An 11814-nucleotide genomic window follows, 5' to 3' on the forward strand; every position below is an offset into this window, starting at 1 on the left:
AACCAGCGCGACATACGGCCGTCACACGCCGGATCCCCGCAGGTCAACGGCGCGTTCGCGGACCCGTCCGCAGGCCCGGTGCGGCCCGCGGGGACGGTTTCGGAAAATTCTGGGTCAGAATGAGGCCGACCCCCCACTGATCGCCGAGAGGTGAACGATGAGACCTGCCGACCCGCCGGCCAGGAACGCGGACGTCCGGCGCCCCACCCTCAACGCCGTGGCCGCGCTCGCCGGTGTCGGGCGGGGCACCGTCTCCCGGGTGATCAACGGCTCCCCCAAGGTGAGCGACCGTTCCCGGGCCGCCGTGCAGCGGGCCATCGACGAACTCGGCTACATCCCCAACCGGGCCGCCCGCTCCCTGGTCACCCAGCGCACCGACTCCGTGGCGCTGGTCGTTCCCGAGGCGCAGAACCGGCTCTTCTCCGAGCCGTACTTCTCCGGGATCATCCGCGGGGTGTCCGCGGGCCTCGCCGGCGCGGGCATGCAGTTGCTGCTGGTCCTGGTGCGCGACGAGAAGGAGTACGCGCGCCTGGCCACGTACCTGTCCGCGCAACGGGTGGACGGCGTGCTGATGATGGCCGTGCACAGCGACGACACGCTTCCCGACCGGCTGGAGGAGCTGTCCGTGCCGACCGTGCTGGCCGGCCGGCGCGGCGACGGCGAACCGCTGGGGCACGTCCGCGCGGACAACGGGGGCGGGGCGCGCAGCGCGGTCGAACACCTGCTGGCGGGCGGCCGCCGGACGATCGGCACGATCACCGGCCCGCTGGACATGGACGTGGCGCGGGCCCGGCTCGACGGCTACCGGGGGGCACTGGAGAGCGCGGGACTCGAAGTCGACGACGACCTGGTCGTGCAGGGCGACTTCACCGAGGACGGCGGCCGCTGGGCCATGCGGGAGCTGCTGCGACGGCGGCCGGAGGTGGACGCGGTGTTCGCCGCGTCGGACGTGACGGCATCGGGGGCGGTGCTGGAACTGCGGGCGTCGGGACGGCGGGTACCGGACGACGTGGCGGTGATCGGGTTCGACGACTCCATCGTTGCGCGGCACATCGATCCGCCCCTCACCAGCGTGCGGCAGCCGCTGGAGGAGATGGGGCGCACGATGGCGCGGCTGCTGCTCGACGAGATCGAGCACCGGGGGGCGGGGCACCGCGGCGTCGTACTGCCGACGGAACTGGTGGTCCGGGAGTCGGCGTGAGGGGGGTTCCCTCGCCGACTTGGGGCTTGGGAGCCTCCGGCGGGGGCCGTGGCCGCGAGGGCAGCGCCTTCGGGGGGTGGGGCGCGCGCGGGATGGCGGGTGTGGGGCGCGCGGGATGGCGGGTGCGGGTGAGTGGGGCTTCTCGCGCCCACGCGGCGGAGCCGCATATCGACACTGCCCCGTGCCCCTGATCAGGGGCACGGGGAACTGCGCGGTCTTTTCGGGGTCCGGGGGCGGAGCCCCCCGGGGGGACGGGAAGGGCAGGGGCGGCGGGGGCGAGAAAAAACCCGTGGAGCCTCTCGTGAGGGCGCCCCGGCGGGACGCGGAGCCGTATCCCGCGCGCGGGGGTTTCCTCGTGGGAGCGCTCCCATGCATAATGGGCGACGCATCCGACCCGTGGGAGCGATTCCATGACCGAGCCGACACCCCCCGTGCGCTTCCCTCCCGCCTTCGTCTGGGGCGCGGCCACCTCCGCCTACCAGATCGAGGGAGCCGCGGCGGAGGACGGCCGTACGCCCTCCATCTGGGACACCTTCAGTCACACACCGGGGAAGACGGCCGGCGGCGACCACGGCGACATCGCCGTCGACCACTACCACCGCTACCGCGACGACGTGGCGCTGATGGCGGAGCTCGGCCTGTCCTCGTACCGCTTCTCCGTCTCGTGGTCCCGCGTGCAGCCCACCGGACGGGGTCCGGCGGTCCAGCGCGGGCTGGACTTCTACCGCCGCCTGGTGGACGAGCTGCTCTCCCACGGCATCAAGCCGGTTCTGACGCTGTACCACTGGGACCTGCCGCAGGAGTTGGAGGACGCGGGCGGCTGGCCGGAGCGGGAGACCGCCTACCGGTTCGCCGAGTACGCCGCGCTCCTCGGCCAGACGCTCGGCGACCGCGTCGAGCAGTGGACCACCCTGAACGAACCCTGGTGCAGCGCCTTCCTCGGCTACTGCTCCGGCGTGCACGCCCCGGGGCGCACCGACCCGGAGGCCTCGCTGCGGGCCGCGCACCACCTGAACCTCGCGCACGGCCTGGGCACGGCCGCCCTGCGGGCCACGATGCCGGCCGGCAACACGGTCGCCGTGAGCCTCAACTCCCAGGTGATCCGCCCGTTCTCGCAGGACCCCGCGGATCTGGAGGCGGCGCGGCGGATCGACGACCTCGCCAACGGCGTCTTCCACGGCCCGATGCTGCACGGGGCGTACCCGGAGACGCTGATCAAGGCGACCCGGCCGGTCACCGACTGGGCCTTCGTCCAGCGGGGCGACCTGGTGCTGGCCCAGCAGCCGCTGGACGCGCTCGGCCTGAACTACTACACGCCCGCCCTGGTGAGTGCGGCGGGGAACGCGCCGTCCGGTCCGCGCGCGGACAATCACGGCGCCGGCGAGGGGGGACCCTGGCCGGGCGCCGACGACGTGGTCTTCCACCAGCCGCCGGGCGACCGGACGGCGATGGGCTGGACGGTCGACCCGACCGGGCTGCACGACCTGGTCATGCGCTACACCCGTGAGGTGCCCGGCCTGCCGCTGTACATCACCGAGAACGGCGCCGCATACGACGACGAGCCCGACGCCGAGGGCCGCGTGCACGATCCGGAACGCATCGCCTACCTGCGCGGCCACCTCTCGGCGGTGCGCCGCGCGATCGACGACGGCGCCGAGGTGCGGGGCTACTACCTGTGGTCCCTGATGGACAACTTCGAGTGGGCGTACGGCTACGAGAAGCGGTTCGGCGCGGTGTACGTGGACCACGAGACGCTGGCCCGCACCCCGAAGTCGAGCGCCCACTGGTACGGCCGCGCCGCCCGCACCGGCGTGCTGCCGCCGCACCCATAGACCGCCGTGCCCGCGCCACTACCCGCCCCGCCCGGCGCGGGCACGGTCGAAAACCCCGGTCCGGCCGGCGTAAGCGGACGCCGGCCGGGCCGGTCAGGGGGACGGGGCGCGGTCCTGGTGGGGGGTTCTGTGGGGAAGCGGACCGCGCCCCGCGCCGGACGGGAGCTGCCCGGCGGAGGGCGCCGGGCAGCTCCTCTGTCTTGGGGCTCCCGTCAGGTCACAGCCCCTGCTCCCGGCTGTCGGCCGTGAAGGCCTCGCCCGGGCCGCGAAGGCCTTACTTGTAGGCCGCGAAGGCCTTCGAGAAGTCGAACGCCCCCTGCGTGATCGAGCTGCACGTCGCGTCGGCCGTGTTCTTCGCCTGCGCGCACTGCTTGTCGCGCGTCGCGGACCACATCGACAGCCACGCCAGTCCCTTCGACTTCGCGAAGTCCACCAGCTGCTTGGCGTCGTCGACCTTGAACACCTCCGTGGACACGTCGTTGACGCCGATCATCGGCGTGACCGCGACGGCCTTCCACGCCGCGTCGTCGGAGAGGCCGAGCACGCTTCGGATCTGCGCCTGGGTCGCGGTGGCCGCCTGGATCGCGTAGCCGCCCATGTCCCCGTTGTACGAGGCCCCGTAGTCCATCGCCATGATGTTGACGGCGGAGATCTTCACGCCGTTGGACTTGGCGTTGGACAGCAGGTCGACGCCGTCCTGGGTGAGCCCCTCCGGCATGACGGGCAGGGTGAAGGAGACGTCCAGACCGGAGTGCGACTGCTGGAGCTTGGCGATGGCCTGGGCACGCCGGGTGTTGGCCGCCGTGTTCGGCAGCGCGCCGCCCTCGATGTCGAAGTCGACCTTGGTCAGCTTGTAGGTGTCCACGACCTTGCCGTACGCCGCCGCCAGCGCGTCGGCGGAGGAGCACGTGGTGCCGAGCTCGGAGCCCGAGGCGCCGCCGAAGGAGACGCGGACGTCGCCGCCCTTGGCACGGAGCTTGCCGATCTGCGCGGCGACCGCGTCGCTGCCCAGGTCGCTGACGCCGCCCCACTTCGGCGTGCAGCCGCCGCCGTCGGTGACGAAGGCGAGGTTGTAGGTCTTCACCCCGGTGGCGTCGGTGGCGGCGAGCAGGTCGAAGGCGGGGTAGAGAGAGGTGTCGACGTACGGCGCGAATCCGGCGCTGCCCGCGCTGCCGTTGCCGGTGTCGGGGGTCGACGGGGTGGAGCTGGGCTTGGGGTCGGCACTCTGCGACGGGGTGGCAGGCTTGCTGGGCCGGGTGCTCGGTTCGGAGGTGGCGGGCTCCGAGGGGCGGCCGCTCGGCTCGGGGGTGGCGCCGTCGTCCGCGGAGCAGCTCGCGCCGTCGATGCGGCAGCCGGTGGGGTCGCCCTTGCCGCTGACGACGAAGCCGACGGTGACGGACTCGTTCGCCGCGAGCCCGTCCTTGTCCCAGGACGGCGCCGTCACGGTGACGTGCTGTCCGCTCACCTTCGACGTGGCGTTCCACAGCGAGCTGATCCTCGCACCGGCAGGCAGGTCGAACTCCAGCTTCCAGTCGGCCTCCTTGGCGCCGGTCTCGTTGGTGACGACGTACTGGCCGGTGTAGCCGGTCTCCCACGTGCTGGACTTGGTGTAGACGGCACCGACGCCGGCCGCGTGCGCGGTACCGGTGAGCGCGAAGGCGCCGCCGCCCGCCACGGCCGCCGCGACGACGCCGCCGATCACCTTGTTCCTGCCGCTGACCTTGCGCCGGTGCGTACTGCTCATCGAATGCCTGCTTTCACTGCTCACGGAAGTGGGGGTGCGGCAGAAAGCTAGCGGGCGGGATTCGGGCGGATCGCCCGAACCGGGCGGGGGTCGGGGATCTTAGGGTGCGCTTAAGGAAGGGATCGGAGGGCGTTAAAGGTCGAGACCAATCGGTGCGCGGGCGGGCGGCACGCGGACCTGCGGGCGCGGGGCGCGCCCTCTGCCTCACTTCGCCAGCACGACCCGCCTGCGCTTGCGCTCCCGCCCCCGGTGGCCGCGGCCGCGCGTCGTCGTGCCGCAGCCGTCGAGCTGGATCCAGATGCGGACCTCCGTGCCGCCGAGGACGGACGAGCCGATGCGTACGTCGCCGCCCGTCGACTCGGCCAGCCGCCGGACGATGTCCAGCCCGAGCCCCGTCGACCCGTCGCTGCCCGAGCCGCGTCCCCGGGCCATCGCGGCGTCGGGGTCGGTGATGCCCGGTCCCGCGTCGGAGACCAGCACGATCACCGCATCCTCCGCGTGATGCACGTCGACCGCGAAGGCGGTGCCCTCCGGGGTGTGCCGGAAGACGTTGCCGAGCAGCGCGTCGAGCGCGGCGGCCAGGTCGGCGCGGGCCACGGGTATGCGCACCGGGCGGTCGATGCCGGCCGTGCGTACCTTGCGTCCCTCGTCCTCGGCCAGCGCGGACCAGAACTCCATGCGCTCGCGCACCACTTCGGCCGCGTCGCAGCCGGCGCCGGGTCCGGGCGCGGTCGTCTGCGGCTTGGCCTCCCGCGCCGTGCGGATGATGGTGTCGACCTCTCGTTCGAGCTGGGCGACGGCCGCGCGGGTCTGGTCGGCGGCCGGGCCCTCGCCGAGCGAGGCCGCGTTGAGCCGCAGCACGGTCAGCGGGGTGCGCAGCCGGTGCGACAGGTCGGCGGCCAGTTCCCGTTCGTTGGCAAGCAGTTGGACGACCTGGTCGGCCATGGAGTTGAAGGCGACCGCCGCGAGCCGCAGTTCGGTCGGTCCCTCCTCGGGCACCCGGGCGCCCAGCTTCCCCTCCCCCAGTTCGTGCGCGCCCTCGACCAGGCGCTGCGCGGGCTGCACCATGCGCACCCCGAGCCGGTCGGCGACGGCGACCGAGCCGACGATCAGTGCGGCACCGACGGCGGCGAGCACCGCCCAGGCCGTGCCGACGCCGTTGCTGACCTCGGACTCGGGCACGTACACCTCGACCACGGCGATGGCGCCGGAGCCGATCGCGACGGGCTGGAGCAGGGTGGAACCGCCCTTCACCTCGCTGGTGGAGGCCCGGCCCAGCTTGCGGGTGGCCTCGATGTCCTTGTCGGCGGCGCGCCGCCGGCCGAGGTCGAGGGCCTTGGTGGCGCCCTCGCCGCTGACCACGTTCCCTTCGCCGTCGGTTCCCGCGGTCGCCGGTATGTGCACCGCTATGCCCTCGTCGTCGGAGCCGGCCGAGGCGACGACGCGCTCCAACTGGTCCCGCTCGGTGGTGATGGAGAGCGCGGGCGCCACGGCCGCCGCCTCCCGCTCGGCGTTGGAGAAGGCGCGGTCGCGCGCCATCTCCTTGATGACCAGGCCGAGCGGCACCGCGAAGGCGACCACGACCATGGTGGTCACCGCCAGGCACACCTTGACCAGTGCCCACCTCATGACAGCGGCTCCGCTCTCGGCGGCTCCAGCTTCACGCCCACGCCGCGCAGGGTGTGCAGATAGCGGGGCCTGGCCGCCGTCTCGCCCAACTTCCGCCGCAGCCAGGAGAGGTGGACGTCGATGGTCTGATCGTCGCCGTAGGACTGCTGCCACACCTCGGCGAGCAGCTCCTTGCGCGGGACGACGACGCCGGGGCGGCCGGCGAGGAAGGCGAGCAGGTCGAACTCACGCCGGGTCAGGTCCAGGCGCAGGCCGTCGAGTTCGGCCTGGCGGCGCAGCGGGTCGATGGTGAGCCCGCCGACGCGGATCACCGCGGACACCGGTGCCTCGCCCGCGCCCGACCGGGCCCGACGCAGCACGGCGGCCATCCGCGCGGACAGGTGCTCGACGGAGAACGGCTTGGTCAAGTAGTCGTCGGCGCCCGCGTTGAGCAGCCGGACGACCTCCGTCTCGTCGTCCCGCGCGGTGGCCACTATCACCGGTACGTCGGTGATGCCGCGCAGCATCTTCAGCGCCTCGGACCCGTCCAGATCGGGCAGTCCGAGGTCGAGTATCACGACGTCGAACGAGAAGTGGGCGACCTCTCGCAGCGCTTCGAGTGCGGTGCCGACACTGCGCACGGTGTGCGCGGCGTCGGTCAGATGCCGGATGAGCGCGGAGCGTACGAACTGGTCGTCCTCGACCACGAGCACACTTGCCATGCGCCGCACCGTACGCCATGCGTGCGGAGCCGTTCCGGGCCTGTGGACAACTCCACGACGCACAAAGGACATTCGAGACTGTGTACGACTGGTGAGACACCCGTGGGGCGGGTGAGGCAGTATGACAGTGATGTACAGAGGACTCGTTCACGTACTGGCGTGGTCGCTCGCCACGGGCGCGGCGGTCACGCTGTCGTGGTGGGGTGTCCACACGGTCATGGCGGGGACCGCCTACGACCCGCCGCGCGCCCTGCCGATCACGGCCGTCGGCTCGACGCAGGAGGCGCGGGCACTGGCTTCCGCGACCAGCCGCCCGCGGAAGCCGACGAGAAGTCCGTCACCGTCCCGCGCGCCGAAGTCGCCCACGAAGCACGGCACTCCGGCCTCCCCCACCTCCTCCCCGTCCGCCCCGTCCTCCTCCGGCTCTCCCGCGCACTCGTCGCAGAGTTCGCCGCCGGCCTCGTCCGGGCAGGTCAAGGGCTACGACACCGCCGGCGGCCGGGTGGTGTTCGACATCGGCGAGACCTCCGCGACGCTGGTGTCCGCGACGCCGGGGGCCGGCTGGTCGATGCAGGTGTGGAAGACGGAGTCGTGGATCCGCGTGGAGTTCACCTCGGGCGCGGACAAGGTGTCGGTCTTCTGCACCTGGCACGACGGACCGCCGCACGTGGACATCGGCACCTACTGAGGGGTCCGAGGGATCCGAGGAGTCCGTGCGCGGTGGGTGCGGCCCCTTACGCGCCGGCCACCGGACGGTACCCGCCCCCCCTCAGTCGAACACCGTCGGCGGCGGGGCCGGTGACGCCACCGCGTCCGCGTCCGTGACCGGGCGCGCGCCGCCGGTGAAGTCGGTGAGCGCCCTGCCGTGTTCGACCCGCGCGGAGTGCGGGTCCGAGGCCGCGCGGCGGGTGAGCTCGGCGACGGGCAACGGCACGTCGGAGGCGACGAGTATCGCGTTGCCGAAGCGCCGCCCGCGCAGCACTGCCGGTTCCGCGACCAGTGCCAGCTCCGGAAAGACGGCCGCGGCCGTGGCGATCTGGCCGCGCAGATGGGTCAGCGGCGGACCGTCCGTGAGGTTCGCCGCGTACAGGCCGCCGGGGCGCACCACCCGGCGCGCGTCGACGAGGAACTCCGTCGAGGTGAGGTGGGCCGGTGTGCGGGCCCCGGCGAACACGTCGGCGAGGACGACGTCGGCCCAGTCGTCCGGCGTCCTGGCGAGTCCCTCGCGGGCGTCGAGGGTGCGGACGCGGATCCGCGCGCGGGGATCCAGCGGCAGCGTCTCGCGCACGAACCGCACCAGGGCGCCGTCGCGCTCGACGACCTGCTGGGTGGAGCGGGGCCGGGTGGCGGCGGTGTACCGGGCGAGGGTGAAGGCCCCACCGCCGAGGTGCAGCACGTGCAGTGGCCGGCCGGGCGGGGCGGCGAGGTCGATCACATGACCGAGGCGGCGCTGGTAGTCGAAGACGAGGCGGGTGGGGTCGTCGAGGTCGACGTGCGACTGCGGGGCGCCGTCGAGGAACAGGCTCCAGGAGCGGGGGCGGTCGCGGTCGGGCGTCAGCCGGGCCGATCCGCCGTCGACGCTCGCCCCGACCTCGGCGACCGCCCGCCGACCGCCGCCCCGGCCACTCGTCGGCGCCTCGGCCCGCGAGGCCTGCGAGGCTTTCGATGCCTGCGCGGCCTGCGCCGGACTCACGGCCTTCGAGGCCCTCGCCGCCTTCGCGGCCTTCGCGGCCTCCCCCCTCTTCGGGGCCTTCGCCGACCTCGCGCTTCTCGCCATCCGTCCATTATCGGTGCAGCCCGCCTCCCGCACCGAGGCGCCTCGCAGCCCTGCCGAAGCGCCCCTGGCGCCTACCGGCAGGCCCCGTCCGCGCGGCTCACCGGCAGCTGTCCGCCGCCCGGAGCAGTCGCGCGGCCTCGCCGAGCGCGTCCCGCAGCACCGCGGGGTCGGTGGCAGGCTCGGCGCCGCCCGGCGGCAGCAGCCAGCCGCCGCCCTCGCCGGCCGGTTCGGGCGCGGCCGGGGCCGTCCCCCCGCCGTCCGTCTGTGTACAGGTGCTGCCCGGCACGTCCCAGGCGTCCGCCGTCCCGGCCGGCACCAGGAAGCCGAGGGTGTCGCAGTCGTCGTCGTGCAGGACGGGTCCGACGCGGTCCCCGGTCCCGCGGCGCAGGATGTCCACGGCTTCCAGGCCCTGCCGCGCCGGTACGGTCACCACGTCGGGAACGTTCGGCGACGGCAGTGACCCATGTGACTCGAGTGGCTCGAATGACCCAAGTGACCCATGTGACCTTCGGGGATCGATCCTCTTCATCCCGGCCTCCCACACGGCGTACCCCTCCTGACAGCTGAGTGGTCGGGAGTTCGGGCGGCTCCCGATCCGTGAGGTACAACGCACGAGCCCGTCGACGGCTACGGCGCACACGCCTTCCGGAGGATGGCAGTTCATGGCAGATCCAGGATGAGATATCCGGTTTGTAGCCAAACCTCGCATGACGGCATCTGACGGACGGGTACGTTCATGCCCCGTCGGACGGTTCGACGGAGTGCGAGAGAGGGCCCGGCCATGGCGTCGTCAGCGGTGACCTCGTCCCAGTCCCCCCTGCCACCGAGGCCGAACCTCGCCTTCCGGCAGTTGCGCGGGCAGCGCTCGCCGGGGGAGTTCGCGGCGGCGGTGCGGCGGGCCGCGCGGGAGATCGGCGAGCGGGTGAGCTGCGACGCCCGGTACATCGGACGGGTGGAGGCGGGGGAGATCCGCTGCCCCAACTACGCCTACGAACGGGTGTTCCTGCACATGTTCCCCGGCCGGGAACTGACCGACCTGGGGTTCGCCCCTCGCTCGTCCGTACGCGGCCGCTGCCCGCGCCCGGCCGCCGACGATCCCCCAGCCCCGCGACCCGATCCGCGGCCCGATCCGCGCCCCGGCCCGCACCGACCGAACCAAGAGGAGAGCGACGTGCAGCGTCGCGCATTCATGACCGGCGGCACCGCCACCGTGGCGGCCGTCTCCCTGACACCCCTGACGGCGATGACGCCCTGCGGTCCCGCTCCCGACGCCACGGCCGCCGCCGGACGCCCGGCCCGCCGCGCGGGCGCCGCCGAGGCCGACCTGCTGGAGGAGGCCGTACGGCGGATCCGGCTGCTCGACGACCGGCACGGCGCCGACGGCCTCCACCGGCACGCGGCCGTCCCGCTGTGCACCGCCTACGCCCTGCTCGACGCGGATACCGCACGCCGTTCGACGGCCGACCGGCTGTACGCGGCGGCGGGCGAGCTGGCCGTCTCGGTGGGCTGGCTGGCGCACGACTCGGGCCGCTTCGACGACGCGCGCTCGTACTACGCGGAGGCGCTGGCGACGGCCCGGATGGCCGGGAACCCGGCCCTGGAGTCACACGCCTTCTGCAACGCCTCGTTCCTGGCCCGGGACGCGGGCCGGCCCCGTGAGGCGGTGCGGGCGGCGCAGGCGGCCCAGCGGACGGCCCGGCCGCTGGGTTCGCACCGGCTGCTGTCGCTGCTGGCGCTGCGCGAGGCGGGCGGCTGGGCGGGGCTCGGCGACCGCGCGGCCTGTGAGCGTGCGCTGGCCCGCGCCCAGGCGCTCTTCGCGCGGGGTCCGGCGGCGGCGGACCCGGAGTGGATGTCCTTCTACGGCGAGGCCGAACTGGAGGGCCTGGAGGCGCAGTGCTGGTCGACGCTGGGCGACTGGTCGCGGGCGGCCCGCCACGCCCACCGCGCGGTGCGCCTGCAGGACCCGCACTTCACGCGGAACATCGTCCTCTACACGGCGGAACTGGCGGACGACCTGGCCCGGGGCGGCCGGCCCGACGAGGCCGCGGCAGCCGGCCACCGCGTGCTCGACCTGCTGGGCGAGGTCCGGTCCGCCCGCGTGCGCACCATGCTGTCCGGCACGACGCGGCTGCTCCTCCCCCACCGCAGGACGGCGGAGGTCGCGACGTTCCTCGACCGTCACGGCCCCGTTCCCGTGACCGACCGCGGTCCCGCTCCCGTCACCATCCCGCGTCCGACGCGCTGAGCGAGGACGTGCCCCGCCCCTCGGAAGACCGCCGTCACCCCGCCAAGTGCCCCACGTCGTTCCACGACTCGATCGCGGCCTCCCCGTACGCCCACCCCAGTACCGACAGCGACGCGGGGCTCAGCCGCACGCGCGCCCCGAACGACAGCGGCAGCCCCAGCCACCGCGCCCCGATCGCGCGCAGCACATGCCCGTGGGCGAACAGCACGACGTCCCGCTCCTGATCCCGTACCCAGGACACGACCTCGTCCGCCCGCGCGGACACCTCCGCCACCGCCTCGCCCCCGGGGACACCGTCGCGCCAGAGCAGCCATCCGGGCCGCATGCCCTGGATCTCGTCCGGCGTCATGCCCTCGTAGGCCCCGTAGTCCCACTCCAGGAGCGCGTCCCAGGGCTCGGCCCGGTCGCCGAGGCCGGCCAGTTCGCAGGTCTCACTCGCGCGCAGGAGCGGGCTCGTGCGCACCACGGCCCCGGGCAGACCGTCCAGCGGTGCCCGGTGCAGCCGTTCGCCCAGCGCCTTGGCCCCCTGCCGGCCCTCCTCGAGCAGCGGCACGTCCGTGCGACCCGTGTGCTTCCCGAGCAGGGACCATTCCGTCTGTCCGTGCCGGGCCAGCAGGATGCGCGGTGCCATGAGGGGGGACCTTTCGCGACAGGGGAAGAGGCGGTTTCCTCCATCATCGCGCAC

General features: G+C 73.6%; 10 protein-coding genes. 4 read left to right on the forward strand and 6 right to left on the reverse strand.

The window, feature by feature from the left end; all coding sequences use genetic code 11:
* Positions 1 to 157 precede the first annotated feature (157 nt).
* Together QFZ64_RS13140 and QFZ64_RS13145 are read left to right on the forward strand one after the other, a co-directional pair.
* Positions 158 to 1201 carry a LacI family DNA-binding transcriptional regulator gene (locus QFZ64_RS13140; protein WP_307065310.1) on the forward strand — a complete coding sequence of 348 codons (1044 nt, stop codon included), beginning with the start codon at positions 158 to 160 and terminating at the stop codon, positions 1199 to 1201.
* A gap of 410 nt (positions 1202 to 1611) precedes the next feature.
* A complete protein-coding gene (locus QFZ64_RS13145; RefSeq protein WP_307065312.1) occupies positions 1612 to 3033 on the forward strand; it encodes a GH1 family beta-glucosidase in 1422 nt (473 codons plus the stop codon).
* A 274-nt stretch (positions 3034 to 3307) separates the two neighbouring features.
* On the opposite strand, the gene QFZ64_RS13150 is transcribed toward QFZ64_RS13145, so the two are convergent.
* From QFZ64_RS13150 to QFZ64_RS13160, 3 genes are all read right to left on the reverse strand, one after another.
* A complete protein-coding gene (locus QFZ64_RS13150; RefSeq protein WP_307065313.1) occupies positions 3308 to 4777 on the reverse strand; it encodes a cellulose binding domain-containing protein in 1470 nt (489 codons plus the stop codon).
* Between the two features lie 204 nt (positions 4778 to 4981).
* Complete coding sequence (locus QFZ64_RS13155; protein WP_307065315.1) at positions 4982 to 6406, reverse strand: HAMP domain-containing sensor histidine kinase; 1425 nt, start codon at positions 6404 to 6406, stop codon at positions 4982 to 4984.
* Positions 6403 to 7107 carry a response regulator transcription factor gene (locus QFZ64_RS13160; protein ID WP_307065317.1) on the reverse strand — a complete coding sequence of 235 codons (705 nt, stop codon included), beginning with the start codon at positions 7105 to 7107 and terminating at the stop codon, positions 6403 to 6405. The genes QFZ64_RS13155 and QFZ64_RS13160 overlap by 4 nt, the downstream gene beginning before the upstream one ends.
* Before the next feature lie 130 nt (positions 7108 to 7237).
* On the opposite strand from QFZ64_RS13160, the gene QFZ64_RS13165 reads away from it, so the two are divergent.
* On the forward strand, positions 7238 to 7795 hold the full coding sequence (locus QFZ64_RS13165; RefSeq protein ID WP_307065319.1) for a hypothetical protein: 558 nt from the start codon (positions 7238 to 7240) through the stop codon (positions 7793 to 7795).
* An 81-nt stretch (positions 7796 to 7876) separates the two neighbouring features.
* On the opposite strand, the gene QFZ64_RS13170 is transcribed toward QFZ64_RS13165, so the two are convergent.
* Positions 7877 to 8884 (reverse strand): spermidine synthase, encoded by a 1008-nt coding sequence (locus tag QFZ64_RS13170; RefSeq protein ID WP_307065321.1) that lies wholly within the window; start codon positions 8882 to 8884, stop codon positions 7877 to 7879.
* A gap of 97 nt (positions 8885 to 8981) precedes the next feature.
* The gene (locus QFZ64_RS13175; RefSeq protein WP_307065323.1) at positions 8982 to 9413 is read right to left on the reverse strand and encodes a hypothetical protein; all 432 of its coding nucleotides are present in this window, start codon (positions 9411 to 9413) and stop codon (positions 8982 to 8984) included.
* 252 nt (positions 9414 to 9665) lie between these two features.
* Between QFZ64_RS13175 and QFZ64_RS13180 the strand changes: the two genes are divergently transcribed.
* On the forward strand, positions 9666 to 11129 hold the full coding sequence (locus QFZ64_RS13180) for a tetratricopeptide repeat protein (protein WP_307065325.1): 1464 nt from the start codon (positions 9666 to 9668) through the stop codon (positions 11127 to 11129).
* A gap of 34 nt (positions 11130 to 11163) precedes the next feature.
* Here the strand turns inward: QFZ64_RS13180 and QFZ64_RS13185 are convergent, their stop codons facing one another.
* A complete protein-coding gene (locus tag QFZ64_RS13185) occupies positions 11164 to 11760 on the reverse strand; it encodes a histidine phosphatase family protein (RefSeq protein WP_307065326.1) in 597 nt (198 codons plus the stop codon).
* Between the last annotated feature and the right edge of the window lie 54 nt (positions 11761 to 11814).

Origin of the sequence: Streptomyces sp. B3I8 (assembly GCF_030816915.1) — a bacterium.
Classification (GTDB): domain Bacteria; phylum Actinomycetota; class Actinomycetes; order Streptomycetales; family Streptomycetaceae; genus Streptomyces.